The organism is Ensifer adhaerens, from assembly GCF_013283195.1.
GTDB lineage: Bacteria > Pseudomonadota > Alphaproteobacteria > Rhizobiales > Rhizobiaceae > Ensifer > Ensifer adhaerens_G.
The window spans coordinates 1,661,554-1,682,448 of record NZ_JABEKT010000001.1; the positions used below are offsets into that span (position 1 = coordinate 1,661,554).

Below are 20,895 nucleotides of genomic sequence, written 5' to 3' on the forward strand. Positions count from 1 at the left end.
CGCGGGAGCATACACAGGAGATTACAATGCAACCCTTTGTCTTTAGCACGACCAGCCAGATCGTCTTCCGGCCAGGCGCCTCTGCGCAGATCGGCGGCCTCGTCAAAACCACGCTTGGAGACCGCGTACTTTTCGTAACCGATCCCGGCCTGCGGGCGCTCGGGCTTTGCGAGCCGGCCCTGTCGTCCTTGGCGGAGGCGGGGATCCGCGCAACCGTCTTCGACGGGGTGGAAGCGGATCCCTCGCTGACGACCGTCGAGGCGGCTGTAGAGGCGGCGAAGGTCGCAGCCGCTACCGGTGTCATCGGGTTTGGCGGCGGGTCGTCGCTGGACGTTGCGAAGGTCGTGGCCCTGCTTTGCGGATCCAGCGAGGATATCGACAAGGCATGGGGCGTCGGCAACGCAAAGGGCCCACGTCTTCCCTTGGTGCTTGTCCCGACCACGGCCGGAACCGGCTCTGAAGTCACGCCGGTCTCCATCATCACTGTGGGTGGTGACGAGAAGCGGGGGGTGTCGTCGCCGATCATCCTGCCTGACATCGCCGTTCTCGACGCTGATCTGACCTTGGGACTTCCGCCTGGCATCACGGCTGCGACCGGCGTCGACGCAATGGTTCATGCGATCGAAGCCTATGCCTCCAAGAACCCCAACAACAATCCCTTGTCAAAGATGTTGGCTCGGCAGGCGCTCCAACTCCTTGGTGCCAACATCGAAAAGGCAGTTTTCGAGGGGAGGGACCGTGCGGCGCGCGGCGCAATGCTGCTCGGTTCGATGTTGGCGGGGCAGGCTTTCGCCAATTCTCCTGTCGCGGCCGTCCATGCATTGGCCTATCCGATCGGCGGAACGTTCCATGTTCCGCATGGCCTTTCGAACGCTCTCGTGCTGCCGCATGTCTTACGCTTCAACGCACCGAATGCCGCGTCCGACTACGCCGAAATCGCCGCGGACGCCTTCCCGGACCTGGCCACTGAACAAGGGGTCCAGGGCCGCAGCGCGGCCTTTGTCGAGCGGCTCGCCGAACTCTCTGCGAAGCTCGGATTGCAGTCCAGGCTTCGCGATGTGGGCATTGGACAAGAGCATCTGCCTGGGATGGCTCGCGACGCCATGAAGCAGACAAGGCTGCTCGGAAACAATCCGCGTGAGGTGAGCGAGGAAGACGCTCTTTCTATCTACAAGGCGGCCTGGTGATGACCGAGCGTAACCTTCCCGGCACGCGGTCTGACTACAAGGTGTTCCGCACCATCGGAACGCGTTGGTCGGACAACGACACTTACGGGCACATGAACAACGTCGTCCACTACAGTCTGTTCGACACGGCGGTGAACGGCTTCCTGATCCAAAACGGCGTGCTCGAAATCAAACGGGGATCGGAGATCTTCGTCGTCGTCGAAACGGGTTGCCGCTACCATGCGGAGATGACGTTTCCAGACGTCGTCACGGCTGGCATCAGGGTCGCAAAGCTCGGTAATTCCTCTGTTCGCTATGAGATCGGGCTCTTTCGCAACGAAGACGAGACCGCAGCGGCCGAGGGCTTTTTCGTTCACGTGAACGTCGACCGTCTGGCTCGACGCCCCGTTCATTTCAGCAATGCCGCTAGGCGCGTGCTCGAGCCTTTGTTGGTTCAGCCGTGATCGCATAAGGCTGGAGGATGTTTCAGTGACTCTTTTCACTCTCAAAGACCCATCGCTGGTGCGCAACCAATGTTTTATTGGAGGCGAATGGCAGAGCGCCGACGACGGCAAGGTCATCGCGGTAAGCAACCCGGCCAACGGGACCGTGGTCGCCACCGTCCCGCGGATGGGGCGATCAGAGACGAGACGCGCGATCAACGCGGCCGAACAGGCGCTTGGCGGATGGCGGTCGCTTTCAGGCAAGCAGCGCGCTGCGATCCTGCGTAGATGGTTCGAGCTGCTCATGCAGAACCAGGATGACCTTGCGGCCATCATGACTGCCGAGCAAGGCAAGCCTCTGGCCGAATCGAAGGGCGAGATCGCTTACGCTGCTTCCTATATCGAGTGGTTCGGCGAGGAGCCCAAGAGGGTCTACGGCGACACGATTCCGGCGCCGACGTCCGACAGGCGCATCGTCGTCGTCAAGCAGCCGATCGGCGTTTGCGCCGCGATCACTCCGTGGAATTTCCCGGCGGCGATGATCACCAGGAAGGCGGGACCGGCCCTGGCTGCGGGTTGCACCATTGTGATCAAGCCGGCTAGCCAGACGCCGCTATCTGCGTTGGCGCTGTGTGTGCTTGCGGAGCGGGCCGGCGTGCCGAAAGGCGTGGTCTCTTGTGTGACCGGATCAGCCAGCGAGATCGGTGAGGAACTGACGTCGAACCCGACCGTGCGCAAGTTGAGCTTCACCGGTTCAACCGACATCGGCAAAGTGCTGATGGCGCAGTGCGCCGGGTCGGTGAAGCGAACATCGATGGAACTCGGGGGCAATGCGCCATTTATCGTTTTTGATGACGCCGACATCGACGCCGCAGTCAAGGGCGCCATAGCGTCCAAGTACCGCAACGCCGGCCAGACTTGCGTTTGCGCCAACCGCTTTCTCGTCCAGTCCAGCGTCCACGACGCTTTCGTAGAGCGTCTGGCGGAGGCTGTTTCTGAACTGAGCGTCGGTGACGGCTTCGGCGAGGGCGTTCAGATCGGGCCGCTGATCGATGACAAGGCTGTTGCGAAGGTGGAGGAACTCGTGCGCGATGCCGTGGAGCGCGGAGGTCGGGTTCTGACAGGTGGTGCGCGGCACGCGCTCGGTCACGGTTTCTATCAGCCAACGGTCATTGCCGCCGCGTCGCCGGACTCGCAGATCTTCGCCGAGGAGATTTTCGGGCCTGTCGCTCCGGTGTTTCGGTTCGAGACTGAAGAGGACGCAATCAAGCTCGCAAACGACACCCAATTCGGGCTCGCCGCATACTTCTATGGGCGGGATATCTCCCGTGTGTGGCGTGTCGCCGAGGCCCTCGAATACGGGATAGTCGGCATCAACGAAGGCATCATCTCCACCGAGTTGGCGCCCTTCGGCGGTATGAAGGAGAGCGGCAACGGCCGTGAGGGCTCCAAATACGGCATGGATGACTACCTCGAAATCAAATACATGTGCATGGGAGTTTGACAATGGTGAACCTCGTTCTGCTGGGACCGCCCGGCGCAGGGAAGGGAACTCAAGCTGAACGCCTCGTGGGGCGGCATGGCCTCCTCCATGTTTCGACAGGCGACCTGCTTCGCGAAGCCATCAAGGCGCAAACGCCTCTCGGTCGAGAGGCCAAGGCAGCGGTCGACGCGGGGGTCCTGGTGCCGGATCAGGTCGTGATCGGCCTCGTACAGGAGCGGCTTTCCTCCGGGGCGCGCGACAGAGGGTTCATCCTTGACGGCTTTCCTCGGACAGTCGCCCAGGCGAACGCTCTGGAACGACTTCTCTGGGATCTGGGTACCCCTCTCGACCACGTCATCCTCTTTGATATCCCGATCAGCCTTCTCGAACAGCGCGTCAGCAAAAGAGCTGAGCAATTTCGCGCGATGGGTGCGGCGGCGCGCTCCGACGACAACCCGGAAGTGCTGAGGAAACGCGTCGAAGAGTTCGTCCGCGCCACGGAGGCGTTGTCGCCTTTCTATCAGCAACGCAAGCTCCTGCGTCGCGTCGACGCTTCCGCCGACGTCGACGAAGTCGGCGCTCAGATTGCGGATTTGTTGGAGCGGTAGTGAGATCGTTTAAGGTCGCAGTGCCTGTGCGCGAAGGGGTTGAAATGGCTTCTGAGAGAGTTGTGCCGGAGGGCGTAGAGCCGGTCGTTGCGATCGCTACTGACAAGCCAGCAAACATCCTGCGCTACGCCTACGATTCTCTCCTTGCCGGAATACCAGTCGCCTTGGTCACACTGGTCGACATCCATGGAGGTACCGCTCGCTCTCTTGGAGCACATATGGCCGTGCGAGCCGATGGCCGCTACTGTGGCTTTGTCTCGGGAGGGTGCACTGAGAACGCAGTGGCGGCGGAAGCGCTTGAAGCATTGTCTTTGGGGCGTGACCGCTTCCTGAAGCTTGGCGAAGGCTCGCCTTTCTTCGACATCGTTCTTCCGTGTGGGGGAGGTATAAACCTTTCGATCCACATTCTCAGGGACGCAGATCCAGTGAGGCAGGTGTTGTTTCACCTCGCTTCACGGCGTCCTGCTACTCTCAGATACCTGCCTGGCTCGCAGACGATTGAATTCGAGGGACCAACCGAAAGCGAAACCGGCTGGCAAGACGATGTATTCCTGACTTCATATCAACCTCCAACGCGGTTGATACTCTGCGGCCGATCCATTGAATTGACGACAACCGTGCAGGTTGCCCAAGCGGCGGGTTATGAAGTCCTGCAAATTGATCAACCAATGAACAGCATCGACTTTGCGTCGAGGATCGATGAGTATTCGGCCGTTGCGCTGCTTTTCCATGATCTGGACCGCGAACTGCCCCTGTTGCAGGGCGCACTCACTTCGAAGCCATTCTACATCGGCGCGTTGGGAAGCCGCAGGACGCACGAGAAGAGGAGCGCAGCGCTTCGCAGGATCGGCTTTGGCGAAACCGATATCGCGAAAATCAAAGCGCCGATTGGTGTCTTTGACAAAGCTCGAGATGCGTCGTCTATCGCGCTCTCCGTCTTGGCGGACATTGCTGCTGCAAGGCTCCGAACTCAATGAGCATTTGGAAAGCTTGAACGATTAGGGAACGGCTCTATCCCTTCCAATTGCGCCCCAGCAGCCACAATTCCATGAGAAAGTCTTGCGCTGAACTTGCCCTTGGCCCTCGGATTATCCGCTCCTGGTGATCGGCAAATCGGTTCTTGAGCTCCGCAGGTGTTGCGTGGGGCACGACGGAAACTTGCCGGTTGTCAGCATTTCTCCCAAGGACAACACGACGTCGGACAACCTCGGCGCTCTCTTGCCTGGTGCTGCAATCAAGTTTGTACCGAGTGAGGACAAGTTCGAACTGCGCTTGCGCGGACCGATGGTCACGCCGGGGTATTGGCGGCGTCCGGAGATCAACAAGGAAGCCTTTGACGAGGAAGGCTCTTATTGCATTGGCGATGCGGGCAAGCTTCTCGATCCGGCCGTTCCAGAGAAGGGAATCCTGCTCGATGGATGCATCGCCGAAAACGTCAAACTCGTAATCGGCACGTAGGTTCAGGCCAACGTAATCAGGCCAGACAACCTCAGCGCTCGCACCTTTGTCTACAGCGTGGTAGCATCCGACACGCACCTAACGAACGTGCTTGTAGACCGTCGTTCGCGATAGGTTGAGCACCCGGGCCGTCTTTGAGATGTTCTCGCCGGACATCTGGAAAATCGAACGGATCTCGCGGCATTTGCTGCGGCTCAGCGGGTGGGGGCGGCAGCTATCGCAGCTGTCATCAACATTTTTCTCTCCTGTGTTGATATCCTCGAAGGAATCTTCATCAAGGTAATCCATCCGGCGGCGCACGAGCGCACGCTGCAGCGCGGTTTTCAGTTCACGGATATTGCCAGGCCAGGAGTGCAGTGCGAGACGCGCGATCGCCGCGTCGGTGACCGCTGTATCAGGCGCCATGGCCTGCATTAGGTGTCTGACGACGCCGGCAAAATCGCTGCGAGCCTTCAGGGCCGGCAGCCGAATGGTGAAGGCATTGAGGCGGTAGTAGAGATCGGCGCGAAACGCCTTGGTGGCAACCATCTCCTGCAGGTTTCTATTTGTTGCCGAGACGATCTGCACATCGACCTTTAGCGTCTTCTGTCCCCCGACGGAGCGCACTTCCATGCTGTCCAGAAACCGCAAAAGCGACGTTTGAGCTGCTAGGGGAATATCCGCAACTTCATCGAAAAACAGCGTGCCCTTGTCGGCTGTGCGCGCCAGCCCGGGCGAGCCTTCGTCACGGGCATTGGTAAACGCACCGCGCTCGTGCCCGAAAATTTCGGCGATGAAAAGGTTTTCCGGCACGGCGCCACAATTGACCGGCACGAACTGGCCCTTGCGACCACTTAGCGTATGGGCATGGCGAGCCATCAGGTCTTTTCCGGTGCCGGTCTCGCCGGTTATGTGTACCGGCATACGCAACGTCACCGCATCGGCGATATCAGTCATCGACCGCTTAACGATCGGGTCGTCGCAAACAAAATCAGGTGCATTCGATCGTCGCAGAAGCGCCGGCAAAGCGGGCGCGGGCTTCGCCATAGCGTCAGCCCCCCGCTGACCGATCTGCCGACAGACCATAAACACACCACTTCCCGCCCGGTCGCGGATGCGGATGACGCCGCCGTTCAGAAGTCCGTCCATTGCCGATCGGAATCCGGCCTCGAACAGATCATCGAAGTGACTGCCGATCGCCGCCGGCAGACCGGCCAGCAAAGTGGTGCCCGGCCGGTTCAACGAAATGATGCTGCCGTCGGGCGAGACCGACAGAAGTCCCGCCGACAGCGTATCGAGATACTCGACGCGCGGGTGGAAAGCGAAAATGAAGCTCTCGGAGCATTCCTGATAGATCAGGCCGTTTTCGATCTGCGCGGCCGCCATTCGCACCAGTGCGTGCGTGTGCTCCTGCCGCGCTTCGAAGGCGCAGGAAGCGTCAAGCAGGCCGAGGGTTTCGCCGCGCGAGTTCAGGATCGGCGCGGCCATGCAGCTCAGATGGCCGTGGCAGGAAAAATAGTGCTCGCGGCCGTAAATGGCGACTGGTCTGTGGGCCATCGCAGCCAGCCCCAGAGCATTGGTGCCGCGCAGATCTTCGTTCCACAGGCTTCCGGGTATGATGGAGCGGCCAGCAGCGCTGTCGGCAAAGTGCTGATCGCTGATCGTGTCCAGCACGACCCCGTCGGCATCGCCGAGTGCAATCATGAAATTGGAGCCGGCGATCTGCGAATGAAGGAGCTGCATTTCCGCGAGCGCCAGCCGTCGCAGGGCAGCATTCTGCTCCCGCCGCTGATTGACCTGGGAGAACGGCACGACGCTGTTGCGCGGCGCAGCGCGCGGATCAAGACCAAGATCGCGGCATCGCTGCCAACTGTCGGCCACAACCGACGGCAGGCTGCCGACCGGCAAACGACCACCATTCTCAAGCGCGTTGCGAGCGCGCTCGATGCCTGAAAGATGCTGCATGTCTCCTCCTCATGCATCACGAATTGCGCAAAGTAGCGTTACGTCGTCGTCCTTTGCAATAGACAGAAACTGAACAGTTTTCAGTTGGCATCCGTTCAGGGAATGGACATTCCCTGCCGTGTGGTATCTGTGTAAACTATTGATATGATTGAATTTAAATATCTGGCACAGCCTTTGCAAACCTTGTCTGATGAATGCGGACCGACTGTTCGCAGAAGCAGGAGAGACAGGAATGAAGGCACAGGTACTCACCCAATATGATGACCACCTGAAGGCGGACCAGTGGGTCTCGCTTCAGGACGTACCGGATCCGAAGATTACGAAATCCACCGACGTGATCGTGCGCATCGGCGGAGCAGGGGTTTGCCGAACCGATCTACACATCATCGAAGGCGTTTGGCGGCCCCATATGGATCCGAACGGCAACAATCTACTGCCGCTAATCATGGGCCACGAGAACGCAGGCTGGGTGGAGGCCATCGGCAAGGAGGTCGAGGGTATCAAGGTCGGTGATCCGGTGATCGTACACCCGAAGATTTCCGGCGGGACCTGCCTTGCCTGCCGGCGCGGTTTCGACATGCATGGCCCCGGAAAGTTTCCGGGTCTCGACTGCGACGGCGGCTATTCGGAATATCTCTGCACGTCGGAGCGCAACATCGTGCCCTTGCCGAAGACGCTCGCGCCCAAGGAGGTAGCGCCCTATGCCGACGCGGGGCTTACCGCCTATCGCGCCGTCAAGAAGGCGACACGCCATCTGCTGCCCGGCGAAAGCTGCGTCGTCATCGGTGCCGGCGGGCTCGGCCATATTGGCATCCAATGCCTGAAGGCGATGTGCGCCGCTGACGTGATCGTGGTCGATATTTCCGAAGCCTCGCTGGATCTGGCTGGCAAAGTCGGCGCTGACAAGCTGATCAAGGCCGATGGCAACGAGGTCGAGGCCGTACTCGAATTGACGGGCGGGCAGGGTGCCGAGGCGGTTATCGATTTCGTAGGCGAGAAGGGCACGACCCTCAAGGGGCTCGCGATGACGCGGCCAATGGGTAGCTACTACGTCGTCGGCTACGGCGAGGATATCCGCATTCCGACCGTCGATATGGTCATCACCGAAAAAAACATCATCGGCAACCTTGTCGGCACATGGGCCGAGCTCACCGAGTTGATGGCGCTGGCTGACCGCGGGCTCGTCGATCTGAGGACCGTCGAATACAGGCTCTCCGACGCCAACCAGGCCCTCAGGGATCTGCGGGACGGCAAGATCCACGGACGCGCTGTGCTTGTTCCCTGATTTCAGACTTCAACAACCCGTGGGAGGAAACCACATATGACACGCAAGAACTTTCTGCATGCGTCGATCTGCGCACTGGCGATTACAATCGCATCCGGCGCTCAAGGCGCGGACGTCAACTACGACCAGTATGGAGACTACGCCAAATACGGCGCCGCGGCCGACGTGCCGGGCGCCTGTTCCTATCAGGCGATCGACCAGAAGGACTATTCAGGCAGAACGCTCAAGGTCATCAGTCATGCCGTGCCGGTCATCGGCGAGCCGACCGATCTGCACGCCAGGCAGTTCGAGGCGCTGACGGGTGCGAAGGTGGATGTCGTGCACATTCCTTTCGGCGATCTCTATCAGCGCATCATGATCCCGTTCCAGACGCAGCAGGCAGCCTATGACGTGCTGTTCTATCCGTCGCTCTGGATCGGCGACCTGCACGGTTTCCTGGCGCCGGTTCCCGCGGCGTACAAGGAGGTGAGCGGGATGAAGGACGTCACGCAGAACTACAAGGATGTGGCGACCTGGGGCGAAGAAATGGTGCAATACCCGGTCGACGGCGACCGGCACTATTTGAAATACCGGTCCGACATCTTCGACGATCCCGACATGCAGGCGAAGTACAAGACCGAGACGGGCAAGGACCTCAAGGTTCCGGCGACCTGGGAAGAGTACAACGCCGTGGCCAAGTTCTTCTCCGGCTGGGACTGGGCAGGCGACGGACAACCGCATTTCGGCAGCGCAGAGGTTACCAAGCGTGACGACTTGATGTTCTCGGCCTTCATCAGCCGGGTTGCCGCCTACGCCAAGAACCCGAACGTGAAGGGTGGCTTCTTCTTCGATCTTGAAACCATGGAGCCACAGGTCAACAATCCGGGCTGGGTCAAGGCGCTGGAAATGTTCATCGATGCGCAGAAAGCCTTCCCTCCGGGCGGCGCAAACTTCGGCCTCGGCGACGAAATATTCTCGTTCGGTGGCGGTCAGGCGCTGATGAGCTATTCCTGGGACGACGCCTTCATCCAGGCGCAGGAAAAGGACAGCCCGATCCGCAACAAGGTCGCAGCCGCCCCGCTTCCGGGCGCCAGCGAAGTCTGGAACCGCACGACGAAGAGCTGGGACAAGTTCGAGACGCCGAACACACCGCCCTACATCACCTGGGGTTGGACATCGGCAGTCACGAAGGCCTCGAAGAACCAGGACATGGCTTTCGATTATCTCTGCTTCTTCTCCAACGAGGCAAACACCACGCTCGATCTCCAGATCGGCCGCTTCGGGGTGAACCCTTACCGCACGACCCATTTCGATCCGAAGTTCTGGCAAGACAAGCTCGGATGGGAGCCAAAGGTGGCGGAAACCTACGTCAAGACGCTGAGCGGCATGGACGATAGCACCAACCGCGTCTTCGACCTGCGCGTTCCGGGCGTCAACCAGTTCATGTCGTCGCTGGCGAATGGCGTGGCGGAAGCAATGGCGGGGCAGAAAAACGCTCAGGAAGCGCTTGATGGCGTCGCTGCGCAATGGAGCGAAATCATCGACAAGATCGGTACAGAGAAGGTGCGCGACGCCTACGCCAACGTCGTCGCGCTCGAAGATCACGGTCGATGAACCGCCGCCGATGACGTCAGACGAAGGCGGCACGGCATGTGTGCCGTGCCGCCTGTTCCAAAGCTGCTACCAAAGGAAACAGGTCATATCATGGGCCAGACAGGGCTTCGGTTCTACAAATTCTCTTTCCTACTGCCGGGCTTTCTTGTGCTTCTGGCAATCATTCTCTTTCCTCTGCTCTTTACCATTCGCGTTTCGCTCTCGGGATGGGATGCAATCGCGCCGGGGCTCAACTGGGCGGGTCTGACGAACTACGCTCATGTCTTCAGCGATGGGCGCTTCTGGGAGGCGATGCTGCGACTGTCGGCCATGGCCGTCGGCACCGTGCTGGTACAATATGTGTTAGGCTTTGCACTTGCGCTGCTCGTCTGGCGAGACATCCTGTTCCGGCGGATATTTCGGGTGCTGTTTCTCATTCCGATGATGACGACGCCGGTCATCATGTCGGTGATCTGGCGCACGATCTTCCACGAATCCCTCGGCCCCGCCAATGATGTCCTCGGTCTCATCGGACTTGGTCCGTATCCGTGGCTCACCTCGGCCAATTTCGCCATGGCCGCTGTCATGCTGGTGGAAATCTGGCAGTGGACGCCGTTCATGTTTCTGCTTCTACTGGCGGGTCTTCTCAGCCTGCCGCGCGAACCGTTCCTCGCCGCGGCCATCGACGGCGCGGGGCCGGTTCGCACCTTTTTCAACGTGACTTTTCCGCTGCTGGTTCCGGTTTCGATCGGCGCGGTCGTCATCCGGCTCATCGAAGCCTCGAAAATCATGGAAACCGTCTATGTGCTCACCTCGGGCGGGCCGGGAACGGCAACGGAAACTGCCGGCTACTACATCTACATCAAGGGCCTTCGCGATTTCGAGATTGGATATGCCGCATCGCTCTCGATCACCTACCTGGTCATCATGATCGTGCTTCTGACAATCATCGCCAAGCTCCTCGTTCGCATTTTCATCGGAAGGAGTGCCTGATGCTCTCAACGCTAAAATATATCGCCGTGGTGCTTTGGAGCGCGTTCGTCGTGGCGCCACTGCTATGGGCGCTAACAACCAGCTTCAAGACGGCCAATGGCGTGACCGGCGGTCCGACCTATCTTCCCTATATCGGCTTTGAGCCTTCACTCGACGGCTGGCGCAGCCTGTTCGGCGGAGCAGGCGGCATCGACATCGTGCGCCCCTACATGGACAGCCTGATCGTCACCAGCAGCGCCAGTCTGATCTCGATCGTGCTTGGCACCCTTGCCGCCTATGGCTTGTCGCGGTTCGAATACCGGGCGGGCTTCGTCAAGAACACCGACATCATCTTCTTCTTCATCTCCCAGCGCATCATGCCGCCGATCGTTCTTGCCATCCCATTCTTCCTGATGCTGCAGTTTCTGGGGTTGCTCGATACGAAGATCGGTCTGATCCTTGTCTATGTGGCGCTACTGCTGCCGATCGCGGTGTGGATCATGGTCGATTTCTTCGATGGCGTACCGCGCCAGATCGACGAGATGGCGATGCTCGACGGCTGTACACCGTTCGAAGCCTTCTGGCGTATCGTCCTGCCGAACTCCATGCCGGGCATTCTGGTCGCAAGCATGTTCTGCGTGATCTTCGGCTGGAACGACTTCTTCTTCGCCTTCACGCTGACCTTCACCGACACGCAGCTTCTGCCGGTCGCGGTCGTTTCGCTCAATTCTTCGGTTACACCCTGGTGGAGCCTGTCAGCCTCGGCGCTGGTATCGGTGGCCCCTCTCATCCTCATTGCAATTTTCGTCGAGCGGCTCCTGTCGCGCGGCACGCTTGCCGGCGCGATCCGGTGAGGAAACAGATATGAGCCTCATCCTCGATACCCTACACCTTTCGCACAACGGCGAAGCCCATCTTGACGGCCTTTCGGCAAGTTTCGCCCGTGGAAGCTTGACAACCGTACTTGGGAGAACGCTGGCCGGCAAAACCACCCTAATGCGTGCGATCGCTGGTCTCCAGCGTATTGACAGCGGCACGATGGAACGAGACGGTCAAGCATTCGGCACGCTTCCAGCTTGGCAGCGCGATGTTGCGATGGTCTACCAGCAGTTCATCAACTACCCGCATCTCAACGTTTTCGACAACATTGCTTTTCCACTGCGAAAACGGCGCCTGCCGGAGGTCGATGTACGCCAGCGTGTCGAATCCGTCCTGTCGATGGTCGGACTCTCGAATTTTGCGGGGCGCAAGCCGTCGGCACTTTCTGGTGGCCAGCAGCAGCGCGTCGCGCTCGCCCGCGCACTGGTGCGCAAGGCCGATATCCTTTTGCTCGACGAGCCGTTGGTCAATCTCGACTATAAACTGCGTGAACAGTTGCGCGAGGAATTCCGCGGCCTGCTCACCAGCCAGAGCGACGGCACGGTGATCTACAACACCACGGAGCCCGCCGAGGCGATGATGCTGGGCGACCGGATCATCGTCATGCACCAGGGCCGAATCCTGCAGACGGGCACCCCGGCTGAGGTCTTCGAAAGACCTGCCAACACGCTGGTTGCCGGTATTGTCAACGATCCGCCGATGACGATCCTTTCGGGTCGCTTGGACCATGGGCGTATCGTGTTCGACGGCGGTGTGGAGCTTGCCGCTTCGGCACATCTGAAAAATCTTCCGCACGGCCTCTACCGTTTCGGCATCAGGGCAACCGAGATCGAGCCTTCGGAAGGTAGAGGCATTCCAGGGCGCGTCACATTCTCGGAGGTATCGGGATCGGAGACATTCGTGCATGTCGAGACGCCGTTCGGCGAGGCGGTGATGCAACTCGAGGGCGTTCATCAGGTGACAGATGGATCGCAGATCGGTCTGTCGCTTGCACCGGAGCGGTTGTTCGCCTTCGCCGCCGATGGGGAAGGCGCACTTCTGCGTGCGCCAGGACAGGGAGAAAACTGATGGCCTCGATACATTTGGACCAAATTGGTCATTCCTACGGCACGGCCGTCTACGCGCTGGAAAAGACCGACATGCACTTCGAGGACGGCAAGACATATGCATTGCTCGGCCCGTCCGGCTGCGGCAAGACGACGATGCTCAACATCATCTCCGGTCTGCTCACCCCCTCCGACGGCCGCGTGCTGCTCGGCGGCACGGATGTGACGAGAACCAGAACAGCCGAGCGCAACATCGCGCAAGTCTTCCAGTTTCCAGTCGTCTACCAGTCGAAAACTGTTTTCGAGAATCTTGCCTTTCCGCTGCATTGCCGCGGCTGGGATCGGTCGCGGATTGCCACACGGGTCGCCGAGATTGCCGATCTTCTCGGCCTGACGTCGCGCCTTAGCCAATCGGCGCGACGGCTGACGGCGGATGAGAAACAATTGATCTCGCTTGGGCGCGGACTTGTGCGAAACGATGTCGCTGCGTTGCTGATGGACGAACCTTTGACCGTTATCGATCCGCACATGAAATTCGATCTTCGCCGCCGCATCAAGCAGGCCAATGATCAGACGCGCCATACCGTGGTCTATGTCACTCATGACCAGAACGAAGCCATGACCTTTGCCGATGAAGTCCTCGTCATGAGCGCCGGCCGCGTCGTCCAGCGTGGAACGCCGCAGCAATTGTTCGAGGCACCCCGCAATCTCTACGTCGGGAACTTTATTGGCTCGCCGGGCATGAACTTCGTTCGGGCAGAGCGCTTAGATGGTGATCTCCGGCTTGATGGCGTCCCCCTCGTGGGGGCGGATCGCTGTCGTGGTATCGCGCCGGATGCTGAAATCGTCCTTGGTATCCGTCCCGAGCATATCGCCTTCGCGCAAGGTGAGGAACTGGGCGTCCCCGCATCGATCGTCTCTGCGCAGGACCACGGCAGCCTGCTTGTTGTCGACGTCGCTGTCGGCTCTGACCGACTTAGGATGAAGGTACGCCGTGACGTTTCCTTTCCCGCTGGTCAGGCGCGTCTCCGCGTTTCATCCGATCAGGTCCGTCTCTATGTCGACGGCGTTCTGGTGAACTGATCGCGGGTATGCGACGGGGGCTTTGAGCGGGCGTTCCGCTGCCAACTGGATGCCGTCCAAACGTGTACAGTGCTTCTGGACGGCATCCAAAGTGGTTATGATAGAGAGGCGAGGCAATCGCATGAAGGCGTTCGCATTTCAGATTTCTCCAAACGATTTTTCGTAAAAGATTAGGCCATTGTGTATGTCGCGGCGGCCGTTCACTGCGAGGCTATGCCTGGCTTCCTGACATCGCGGTCCACGCCCGGTGGTCGCCAATGCTTTTGTGCATGGTCACTTGCCCCGTTCGACATCGCTTGAATCGGGAAGCCTATGATCTGCTGGGGCCGCGACCGCAACGCATTCAACGCGCGCTTACCATTGAATCGAAAGCGATCGGAAAAGCGTCCACCATGGCGTGAAGGCGGCGCGGTTCAATTCCATCACGTGCTTGGACCGAAAGGCCGTGCAGCAAGGTTGCGCAACAATCGCCTATGGCAACCTCATCGACATGGGCCGGAATTTCCCCCGACTGTTTGCCCGTGTTCACCCGATCAATGATCGATTGCGTCCTCGCCTTCCGATGCTCGGCCAGCCAGTCTCTTATGGCCTCATTCTGCTGGATCTTCTCGCGGTCACATCCATTGCACCGATAGTCCTTCCATCGGAAGGCAACATGGTCGTCGTCAAGTTCTCCGACGCGGCTGTTGGCGATAGCGACGCGATCGTTGAAACGGCCGAGATAGGCGAGCACGGGTCCGGACCGCTGAAAGGCGGCTTTGCATCGACGGCCCATTCGATACGCCGAGCCTGTACGAGATGGCGGCTGAACACGGCGTTGTCGTTGAGATGGGAAAGGTGGCATATTTGATATCGTCGGGAACGACACGGGCGGAGAGGCCGCGAGTGCGGCCTCTCACTCTTCACGCATCGTTTACAGGGAGATCCGACCGCCGCCCGATTTCGCCTTGACCATCCATGGCGCAACCACGGGAGCCTTCACAAGGATGCCCTTTTTGCGCGCAAAGGAGCGAAGTGCGTCTTGTGCCACCTGAACGGGCTTGTGTCCGTCATGTGCCAGGTAGCACGTCTTCAGGGTCGCGTCGTGAATGATGTCGCGATCTCCTTTGGACCATTCCTCAAGGAAATCGATCGCATCGTCCAGGTTTGTGATTTCGAGGACCAGATCCTTCCTTTCACGCAGGTAAACTGGTCGATCAAACATCTTCGTGCGCATTTCTACCTCACTGAATAGGTACGGCACCAACCAATCTGGGGAGCCAGTTAGCCAGGGGGGTACCCCGGGCCCAGTCGGCGGGGCCGATCGGTTGAGTCTGTCAGACCCGTCCTCGGGAGAACGGGCCTGAACAATCGCGTTAGAAGTCCATGCCCGGGCCGGCCGGCAGGGGCGGAGCCGGGTCTTTCTTCGGCTTTTCTGCAATCATCGCCTCGGTCGTCACCAGGAGACCTGCGACAGAGGCAGCATCCTGGAGTCCGGTGCGCACGACCTTGGCCGGGTCGATGACGCCCTGCACATAGAGGTCGCCATATTCGCCGGTCTGGGCGTTCCAGCCGTAGGAGAAGTCCGTCTTCTCGCGAAGTTTGCCGACAATGATCGAACCTTCGGCACCAGCATTCTCAGCAATCTGGCGAACAGGTGCCTCGACGGCGCGCCGGACGATCTCGATGCCGACCTTTTGGTCCTGATTGGCCGTCTCCACATGATCCAGCGCTGTGATGGAACGCAGTAGCGCGACACCGCCGCCCGGAAGAATACCTTCTTCAACGGCTGCCCGGGTGGCATGCAGTGCATCGTCGACGCGGTCTTTCTTTTCCTTTACCTCTACCTCAGTCGACCCGCCCACGCGAATGACGGCAACGCCGCCGGCGAGCTTGGCAAGACGCTCCTGCAGCTTTTCGCGATCGTAGTCGGACGTGGTCTCTTCAATCTGGGCGCGGATCTGCGCGATGCGCCCGTCGATATCGGCCTTGGCGCCGACGCCGTCGATGATGGTCGTGTTCTCCTTCTCGATTGCAACTTTCTTTGCCCGGCCGAGCATGTCGAGAGTGACGTTCTCGAGCTTGATGCCGACGTCGTCAGAGACAACGGTGCCTCCTGTGAGAACCGCGATGTCTTCCAGCATGGCCTTGCGCCGATCACCGAAGCCTGGTGCCTTGACCGCAGCGACCTTCAGACCGCCGCGCAGCTTGTTGACGACGAGGGTCGCGAGCGCTTCGCCCTCCACATCTTCAGCGATGATGAGCAGCGGCTTGCTGGATTGAACCACCGCTTCGAGCACTGGCAGCATCGCCTGAAGGTTGGAAAGCTTCTTCTCGTGAATGAGGATGTAAGGATCGTCAAACTCGGTCCGCATCTTGTCGGCATTCGTCACGAAATAGGGGCTGAGATATCCCCGGTCGAACTGCATGCCTTCGACGACTTCGAGTTCGGTCTCTGCCGTCTTGGCCTCCTCGACGGTAATGACGCCTTCATTGCCGACCTTCTGCATCGCCTCGGCGAGATATCGGCCGATTTCCTCGTCGCCGTTTGCCGAGATCGTCCCGACCTGAGCAATCTCAGAGTTGTTGGAGATCTTTCGCGCTTTGGTCTTGAGTTCCTTCACGATCGCATCGACGGCAAGATCGATGCCGCGCTTCAGATCCATCGGGTTCATGCCTGAGGCAACCGCCTTGGCACCTTCCTTGACGATGGCCTGCGCCAACACAGTGGCCGTGGTCGTCCCGTCACCGGCGAGATCGTTGGTTTTGGAGGCGACTTCGCGCAGCATCTGCGCACCCATATTCTCGAACTTGTCTTCTAGCTCGATTTCCTTGGCAACCGACACGCCATCCTTTGTGATGCGCGGGGCACCGAACGACTTGTCGATGACGACATTGCGCCCCTTCGGTCCGAGCGTGACCTTGACGGCGTTTGCAAGGACATCGACCCCACGCAACATGCGTTCCCGGGCGTCGAGGTGGAATTTGACTTCTTTCGCAGCCATTTCTGTAACTCCTCAATAGGCAGCTATCTGACTGATGGACTTATCGCTGGTTTGTTCAGGCCGCCTGCTTGCGCACGGCCGGGGCTTCAATGACACCGAGGACATCGCTTTCTTTCATGATCAGCAAATCTTCCCCGTTGACCTTGATCTCGGTACCGGACCATTTGCCGAACAGGATGCGGTCTCCCGCCTTGACGTCCAAGGCCTGGATCTGGCCCGCTTCGTTGCGGGCGCCGGTGCCGACAGCGACAACTTCGCCCTCCTGCGGTTTCTCTTTCGCCGTGTCGGGGATGATGATCCCACCCCTGGTCTTTTCTTCCGATTCAATCCGGCGGACGAGAATGCGATCATGCAGCGGTCGGAAAGACATGTTTTCCTCCAATGGACAAACAGTAGTGACGTTGTTCCCCATCACCGGAACGGATGACCAGTCCGGACGGGTACAAGACCTCAAACGAGCGTCTTGCGCAAAATCATCTGGTTTCACGGTTTTTCGAATTCAAGAGGTCAACCCAAAAAAATCAGCACTCGCATCGAGCGGCTGCTAACATGCTGTAAAGGAACAACAAAAGCCTACTTTACGTTTAGAAATCCGTTGATGACCGCGAACAATTGCGCCACCTTAGCGCTTGTTGATAAACGGAGGTTAAGCATGCGAGAACCATCGGATTTTGAGCGTCAGATAAACGGCTACGGACTGACCACCGCGCATATCCTTTACCGTATTCCCGATTTCGTATCCGTTCTGCAGACCTATGTCTGGCAGGATTACGATCTTGCTCCCGACTTTCCTAGAATGCAGCAATTCCTCGATTTCTGGCAAACCAATCTCGACGGTCCGCTGCATTCCGTTCGGTATACGCATCAGCGCCTGATCCGACCCAACGAATGGCGCCGCATTGAAGGTGAGTTCACGCTGAACTGAGATTTGCAAAAAAATCTCCAAGGCAGCACTTGAAGCCGGATTTCTCAGATACCAGATCATCTTCCTCCAGCCGCTGACAACAGGGCTGGAAAATGCTGGAAGCGCCGTCATTCGGCGCTCCATACCCATGTTGCTTTTAGGAGGATATGGCTATGGCAACATCTTACGACTACACACCTCTCTTCCGATCGAGCGTCGGCTTCGACCGGCTCTTCAATCTTCTGGAAAACGCCCAGCGCGACCGTTCGACCAGCGATTGGCCGCCGTATGACATTGTCAAGACGGGTGACGACAGCTACCGCATCTCGATTGCGGTCGCAGGTTTCGCCGAGGGCGACCTCGACATAACGTTCCAGTCCAATCTGCTCACCGTTATTGGCAAGAAGCAGGACTCTCCGTCCGAAGCTTATCTGCACCGGGGCATCGCCGGCCGCCCGTTCGAACATCGTTTCGAGCTTGCGGACCATGTCAGGGTGAGTGGAGCGGGATTGAGCAATGGTCTGCTGACCATCGATCTCGTGCGGGAGATTCCGGAGGCATTGAAACAGCGCAAGATCAGCATTGAAAGCGGTTCCACGCTTGAACGGCCGGACGCAGCGCCGCAGATCGACGCACAGAGCGCCGCCTAAATGAAGCATTGGATATTGGGCGCCGTTTCGATGGCGCCCATGAGCACACCGGGTTGGAAAGGAGAGCGCTATGAAACCCGATATGTTCAAGAAACCTGTGCGTATTCTCGTCGGCCTTGGATTTCCGACGGAAGTGAGAAGCGTTATGGACGCTTACCGACACCTGGTCGAGTGGCCGATATCGCTCAGGGATGGTCCGCATTCGGTTGCACTCAAGGCATGCCACGCTGCCTTGCGTGGCGAGATCGAAGCTGAGACCGCACGTGGATTGTTTGCCGCCTTCGCGGAAAAGCACGACCTGCTTGCGCCGGAAGCTGACTCCATCATGGCGGACCACCCGAGGTGGAGTCGGGATCCACACGTGAGCTGAGGTGAACCGAGCATGGACGATATGTTTAGGCAGATTGCCGCAACTGCCGCGAACATCGGACCGGAAGTTCTGGTCTCTAACTGGCCGCCGTTTCGACGTCCAATGGATGTGGTGAAGGCTCCTGCACTTTCTGTCGATGACAAACGGACCATCCTCGCCGCATGGGCTTCGGACTTTTACGCGATAGATTCGAAGCCGGCTCTCCGTCATATTCCAGGAACGCCCGAGCCGGTTTCAATCGATGAGGTTCAGTCTGCCCTGCGAGAGCTCAATTCGCGGTACGATACCTGACGGGGCTATATACGTCGTCTCTCACGCCTTGCCGGCTTTCCGACGGGCCGTCTCGATATCAGGCGGCACGTCGAAGCTAATTCGAACTGGGAGTTCACTTCAAATCGAAAGAATGCCGTTCCTCGAAGGCGAGATACCAGCCTTCGCTTTTCCTTATCGCTCGGCTACCCTTTGAAGTGTTGGAGGTCAACTAGCCAGTCGACCCGTCTCAGCGGGTCTCCACCCTTAGCGAGCCGACCGGAAGTGGCCGCAGCAATTCTTCCTCTGGCTTGGTAAGGTCGATCCACGCCTGCCAATCGATCGGATGAAGAACAGCGATCTGGCGATTGTGAAAAGGCTCCACATCCGGTCCCGGCTCCGTTGTCAACATCGTGAACGCCGCGGGCTGGCCTTTCTGGCTGGGCTGCCAGATTGCGGCGATCGCCATCAACGGCGCCCTCACGAGCGTGAAACGGTGTTTGGCCTTCGGGTATTTCCTCCGCGTATGTTCAAAGAACGCGCTGGCTGGAACAAGACACCGATGGCTGTCGCCGAAATGCTTTCCCTTCGATCGAAGGTTGAATACGGGGCCGCGCGTCCGGGTTTGGGGAAACCCGAACTTCATTTGCGTCAACTCGAGGATATGATCGCCCGCAGCCCGGATTACCGGGGCCATATCGCCCGTCTTGATCTCGTTGGCCGACGGCATATCCAGTTCCGTCTGATGCGTGGGGATGCCAAGAGCGAGATCCTGCATCACCTTGCAGTATTCGGTGTAGCCAATCTGTTGCTCGTACTCGCTGCACATAGGGAACGCCTGAGTGTTTGGCACGCCGTCGTTGCGCACAGGGCCATCGATCATGCTGACGGTTGGAACTACCGCTTTGACCCTGCAGCTCCTCTGCCGAGGCGACCACCATCCGATGTGTCTAGCAACGCCTAACGTAACCCTTGGGGTCGCGGTCAGCAATCCTCGAAGTCATCAGGGGCACGCTCAAGCGACTGCTCAGTAAAGCGGCGGGCTCGCATATCCGTAGATACTACTGTGTTCCGGCGTGACCACCTTGTAGACTGCGCCCCTGAGGGTGGACAAGGCTCATATCAGTAAGCATGTGATTGAATACGCACTACTATAATTTAGGGTTGTGGCATATGGAGGCGGTCCACTGCCGCCTGCGGACACAACTAGGCACTCGGCGAGGGATTCAGCTCACAAGGGATTGACGCAAAAACTGTTACAGAAGCTCGAACGTGCCCACCGAGGGACCGCACACCGGTTCTCGCTCAAATTCGCAGACAAGCGTTTGCTCTCTCCTTCGACATTTTTTTCCGTGGATCGCATGTCGGTACAGCGGCCTCTGGCCGACTTTGATCCCGTCCAGTTTCTTGTCGTGCTGACCGGTCTCATAATCTCGAGGCTGGTTTCATGTGCTTCTCGTCGAAGACGAGTTCCTGATCGCCATGGACCTCAAGCTGCTGCTGGAGCGACAGGGCTGGATCGTCATCGGCCCAGCGGCAACGGTGGACGAAGCACTCGCACTGCTGGACGAACAACTGCCATCTGTTGCTATTTTCGATGCAACACTGAAGGACAACACGGTGACGCCAGTGGCGGAGGCCCTTCGGGTAATCAATGTCCTCTTTGTGATAGCCAGTGCCTATGGGGCACCCGCCGAGGTCGGTGGATGCGTCCTAGCGCAGGCTCCCGATGTTGGTAAGCCGACAGTCGAGCGTGACCTTTTTAACGCCCTCGAACATGTCGTTTCCTCATAGGTCTT

The 20,895-nt window shown here is 59.0% G+C and carries 22 protein-coding genes and 2 pseudogenes; 17 read left to right on the top strand and 7 right to left on the bottom strand.

Features of this window, described 5'->3' with window-relative positions:
- Window positions 1-26: 26 nt before the first annotated feature.
- The 6 genes from LPJGGPFB_RS07805 (at window position 27) to LPJGGPFB_RS07830 (ending at window position 5,158) form a co-directional block, all read left to right on the top strand.
- Window positions 27-1,187: an iron-containing alcohol dehydrogenase gene (locus tag LPJGGPFB_RS07805; protein ID WP_173419464.1), complete on the top strand. Its 1,161-nt coding sequence runs from the start codon at window positions 27-29 to the stop codon at window positions 1,185-1,187.
- Window positions 1,187-1,630, top strand: a complete 444-nt coding sequence (locus tag LPJGGPFB_RS07810) for an acyl-CoA thioesterase (RefSeq protein ID WP_173419465.1) — start codon at window positions 1,187-1,189, stop codon at window positions 1,628-1,630. The genes LPJGGPFB_RS07805 and LPJGGPFB_RS07810 overlap by 1 nt, the downstream gene beginning before the upstream one ends.
- Entirely contained in the window at window positions 1,587-3,113 is a 1,527-nt protein-coding gene (locus LPJGGPFB_RS07815; RefSeq protein WP_173419466.1) for an NAD-dependent succinate-semialdehyde dehydrogenase, read from the top strand. Before LPJGGPFB_RS07810 ends, LPJGGPFB_RS07815 begins: the two co-directional genes overlap by 44 nt.
- A gap of 2 nt (window positions 3,114-3,115) precedes the next feature.
- On the top strand, window positions 3,116-3,700 hold the full coding sequence (locus tag LPJGGPFB_RS07820; RefSeq protein ID WP_173419467.1) for an adenylate kinase: 585 nt from the start codon (window positions 3,116-3,118) through the stop codon (window positions 3,698-3,700).
- A 44-nt stretch (window positions 3,701-3,744) separates the two neighbouring features.
- Complete coding sequence (locus LPJGGPFB_RS07825; RefSeq protein ID WP_173419468.1) at window positions 3,745-4,677, top strand: XdhC family protein; 933 nt, start codon at window positions 3,745-3,747, stop codon at window positions 4,675-4,677.
- Window positions 4,678-4,801: 124 nt separating this feature from the next.
- On the top strand, window positions 4,802-5,158 hold the full coding sequence (locus LPJGGPFB_RS07830; RefSeq protein WP_173419469.1) for a hypothetical protein: 357 nt from the start codon (window positions 4,802-4,804) through the stop codon (window positions 5,156-5,158).
- A 78-nt stretch (window positions 5,159-5,236) separates the two neighbouring features.
- Here the strand turns inward: LPJGGPFB_RS07830 and LPJGGPFB_RS32965 are convergent, their stop codons facing one another.
- Both LPJGGPFB_RS32965 and LPJGGPFB_RS33700 read right to left on the bottom strand, forming a co-directional pair.
- Window positions 5,237-6,379 carry a sigma-54-dependent Fis family transcriptional regulator gene (locus LPJGGPFB_RS32965; protein ID WP_234902784.1) on the bottom strand — a complete coding sequence of 381 codons (1,143 nt, stop codon included), beginning with the start codon at window positions 6,377-6,379 and terminating at the stop codon, window positions 5,237-5,239.
- 180 nt (window positions 6,380-6,559) lie between these two features.
- A pseudogene (locus tag LPJGGPFB_RS33700) lies at window positions 6,560-7,102 on the bottom strand (GAF domain-containing protein); the annotation flags it as partial.
- A gap of 232 nt (window positions 7,103-7,334) precedes the next feature.
- On the opposite strand from LPJGGPFB_RS33700, the gene LPJGGPFB_RS07840 reads away from it, so the two are divergent.
- The 6 genes from LPJGGPFB_RS07840 to LPJGGPFB_RS07865 all read left to right on the top strand — a co-directional run bounded on the left by LPJGGPFB_RS07840 (window position 7,335) and on the right by LPJGGPFB_RS07865 (window position 13,939).
- Window positions 7,335-8,387, top strand: coding sequence for an NAD(P)-dependent alcohol dehydrogenase (locus LPJGGPFB_RS07840; protein WP_173419471.1), 1,053 nt, complete (start codon window positions 7,335-7,337; stop codon window positions 8,385-8,387).
- 36 nt (window positions 8,388-8,423) lie between these two features.
- Complete coding sequence (locus LPJGGPFB_RS07845) at window positions 8,424-9,980, top strand: ABC transporter substrate-binding protein (protein ID WP_173419472.1); 1,557 nt, start codon at window positions 8,424-8,426, stop codon at window positions 9,978-9,980.
- Between the two features lie 90 nt (window positions 9,981-10,070).
- Window positions 10,071-10,952, top strand: a complete 882-nt coding sequence (locus tag LPJGGPFB_RS07850) for a carbohydrate ABC transporter permease (RefSeq protein WP_173419473.1) — start codon at window positions 10,071-10,073, stop codon at window positions 10,950-10,952.
- Window positions 10,952-11,785, top strand: a complete 834-nt coding sequence (locus LPJGGPFB_RS07855) for a carbohydrate ABC transporter permease (RefSeq protein ID WP_173419474.1) — start codon at window positions 10,952-10,954, stop codon at window positions 11,783-11,785. The genes LPJGGPFB_RS07850 and LPJGGPFB_RS07855 overlap by 1 nt, the downstream gene beginning before the upstream one ends.
- 10 nt (window positions 11,786-11,795) lie before the next feature.
- Window positions 11,796-12,878 carry an ABC transporter ATP-binding protein gene (locus tag LPJGGPFB_RS07860; protein ID WP_173419475.1) on the top strand — a complete coding sequence of 361 codons (1,083 nt, stop codon included), beginning with the start codon at window positions 11,796-11,798 and terminating at the stop codon, window positions 12,876-12,878.
- A complete protein-coding gene (locus LPJGGPFB_RS07865) occupies window positions 12,878-13,939 on the top strand; it encodes an ABC transporter ATP-binding protein (RefSeq protein ID WP_173419476.1) in 1,062 nt (353 codons plus the stop codon). Before LPJGGPFB_RS07860 ends, LPJGGPFB_RS07865 begins: the two co-directional genes overlap by 1 nt.
- Before the next feature lie 571 nt (window positions 13,940-14,510).
- Here LPJGGPFB_RS07865 and LPJGGPFB_RS32975 read toward each other — a convergent pair.
- From LPJGGPFB_RS32975 to groES, 4 genes and pseudogenes are all read right to left on the bottom strand, one after another.
- A pseudogene (locus LPJGGPFB_RS32975) lies at window positions 14,511-14,776 on the bottom strand (transposase); the annotation flags it as partial.
- Window positions 14,777-14,852: 76 nt separating this feature from the next.
- Window positions 14,853-15,155, bottom strand: a complete 303-nt coding sequence (locus tag LPJGGPFB_RS07875) for a DUF982 domain-containing protein (RefSeq protein ID WP_173419478.1) — start codon at window positions 15,153-15,155, stop codon at window positions 14,853-14,855.
- A gap of 139 nt (window positions 15,156-15,294) precedes the next feature.
- A complete protein-coding gene (groL, locus tag LPJGGPFB_RS07880; protein ID WP_173419479.1) occupies window positions 15,295-16,923 on the bottom strand; it encodes a chaperonin GroEL in 1,629 nt (542 codons plus the stop codon).
- A 55-nt stretch (window positions 16,924-16,978) separates the two neighbouring features.
- Window positions 16,979-17,293 carry a co-chaperone GroES gene (gene groES, locus LPJGGPFB_RS07885; protein ID WP_173420985.1) on the bottom strand — a complete coding sequence of 105 codons (315 nt, stop codon included), beginning with the start codon at window positions 17,291-17,293 and terminating at the stop codon, window positions 16,979-16,981.
- Between the two features lie 282 nt (window positions 17,294-17,575).
- Here groES and LPJGGPFB_RS07890 point away from each other — a divergent pair, with 282 nt between their 5' ends.
- The 4 genes from LPJGGPFB_RS07890 to LPJGGPFB_RS07905 all read left to right on the top strand — a co-directional run bounded on the left by LPJGGPFB_RS07890 (window position 17,576) and on the right by LPJGGPFB_RS07905 (window position 19,138).
- Complete coding sequence (locus LPJGGPFB_RS07890; RefSeq protein ID WP_173420986.1) at window positions 17,576-17,848, top strand: usg protein; 273 nt, start codon at window positions 17,576-17,578, stop codon at window positions 17,846-17,848.
- Window positions 17,849-18,000: 152 nt separating this feature from the next.
- A complete protein-coding gene (locus LPJGGPFB_RS07895; RefSeq protein WP_173419480.1) occupies window positions 18,001-18,477 on the top strand; it encodes an Hsp20 family protein in 477 nt (158 codons plus the stop codon).
- Window positions 18,478-18,547: 70 nt separating this feature from the next.
- On the top strand, window positions 18,548-18,847 hold the full coding sequence (locus tag LPJGGPFB_RS07900; RefSeq protein WP_173419481.1) for a DUF982 domain-containing protein: 300 nt from the start codon (window positions 18,548-18,550) through the stop codon (window positions 18,845-18,847).
- A gap of 12 nt (window positions 18,848-18,859) precedes the next feature.
- On the top strand, window positions 18,860-19,138 hold the full coding sequence (locus LPJGGPFB_RS07905; RefSeq protein ID WP_173419482.1) for a hypothetical protein: 279 nt from the start codon (window positions 18,860-18,862) through the stop codon (window positions 19,136-19,138).
- 208 nt (window positions 19,139-19,346) lie between these two features.
- Here LPJGGPFB_RS07905 and LPJGGPFB_RS07910 read toward each other — a convergent pair whose 3' ends face one another.
- Window positions 19,347-19,925: an SOS response-associated peptidase family protein gene (locus LPJGGPFB_RS07910; RefSeq protein WP_173420987.1), complete on the bottom strand. Its 579-nt coding sequence runs from the start codon at window positions 19,923-19,925 to the stop codon at window positions 19,347-19,349.
- A gap of 620 nt (window positions 19,926-20,545) precedes the next feature.
- On the opposite strand from LPJGGPFB_RS07910, the gene LPJGGPFB_RS07915 reads away from it, so the two are divergent.
- On the top strand, window positions 20,546-20,890 hold the full coding sequence (locus LPJGGPFB_RS07915; protein WP_427857729.1) for a response regulator: 345 nt from the start codon (window positions 20,546-20,548) through the stop codon (window positions 20,888-20,890).
- Window positions 20,891-20,895 lie beyond the last annotated feature (5 nt).

Bases quoted from the DNA above. Each gene is read 5' to 3' on its own strand.
- LPJGGPFB_RS07805 (WP_173419464.1), top strand. From the start codon at position 27: ATGCAACCCTTTGTCTTTAGCACGACCAGCCAGATCGTCTTCCGGCCA.
- LPJGGPFB_RS07890 (WP_173420986.1), top strand. From the start codon at position 17,576: ATGCGAGAACCATCGGATTTTGAGCGTCAGATAAACGGCTACGGACTG.
- LPJGGPFB_RS07900 (WP_173419481.1), top strand. From the start codon at position 18,548: ATGAAACCCGATATGTTCAAGAAACCTGTGCGTATTCTCGTCGGCCTT.
- LPJGGPFB_RS07845 (WP_173419472.1), top strand. From the start codon at position 8,424: ATGACACGCAAGAACTTTCTGCATGCGTCGATCTGCGCACTGGCGATT.
- LPJGGPFB_RS07810 (WP_173419465.1), top strand. From the start codon at position 1,187: ATGACCGAGCGTAACCTTCCCGGCACGCGGTCTGACTACAAGGTGTTC.
- LPJGGPFB_RS07875 (WP_173419478.1), bottom strand. From the start codon at position 15,155: ATGCGCACGAAGATGTTTGATCGACCAGTTTACCTGCGTGAAAGGAAG.
- groL (WP_173419479.1), bottom strand. From the start codon at position 16,923: ATGGCTGCGAAAGAAGTCAAATTCCACCTCGACGCCCGGGAACGCATG.
- LPJGGPFB_RS07850 (WP_173419473.1), top strand. From the start codon at position 10,071: ATGGGCCAGACAGGGCTTCGGTTCTACAAATTCTCTTTCCTACTGCCG.
- LPJGGPFB_RS07865 (WP_173419476.1), top strand. From the start codon at position 12,878: ATGGCCTCGATACATTTGGACCAAATTGGTCATTCCTACGGCACGGCC.
- LPJGGPFB_RS07860 (WP_173419475.1), top strand. From the start codon at position 11,796: ATGAGCCTCATCCTCGATACCCTACACCTTTCGCACAACGGCGAAGCC.
- groES (WP_173420985.1), bottom strand. From the start codon at position 17,293: ATGTCTTTCCGACCGCTGCATGATCGCATTCTCGTCCGCCGGATTGAA.
- LPJGGPFB_RS07815 (WP_173419466.1), top strand. From the start codon at position 1,587: ATGCCGCTAGGCGCGTGCTCGAGCCTTTGTTGGTTCAGCCGTGATCGC.
- LPJGGPFB_RS07820 (WP_173419467.1), top strand. From the start codon at position 3,116: ATGGTGAACCTCGTTCTGCTGGGACCGCCCGGCGCAGGGAAGGGAACT.
- LPJGGPFB_RS07905 (WP_173419482.1), top strand. From the start codon at position 18,860: ATGGACGATATGTTTAGGCAGATTGCCGCAACTGCCGCGAACATCGGA.
- LPJGGPFB_RS07910 (WP_173420987.1), bottom strand. From the start codon at position 19,925: ATGTGCAGCGAGTACGAGCAACAGATTGGCTACACCGAATACTGCAAG.
- LPJGGPFB_RS07825 (WP_173419468.1), top strand. From the start codon at position 3,745: ATGGCTTCTGAGAGAGTTGTGCCGGAGGGCGTAGAGCCGGTCGTTGCG.
- LPJGGPFB_RS07855 (WP_173419474.1), top strand. From the start codon at position 10,952: ATGCTCTCAACGCTAAAATATATCGCCGTGGTGCTTTGGAGCGCGTTC.
- LPJGGPFB_RS07840 (WP_173419471.1), top strand. From the start codon at position 7,335: ATGAAGGCACAGGTACTCACCCAATATGATGACCACCTGAAGGCGGAC.
- LPJGGPFB_RS07895 (WP_173419480.1), top strand. From the start codon at position 18,001: ATGGCAACATCTTACGACTACACACCTCTCTTCCGATCGAGCGTCGGC.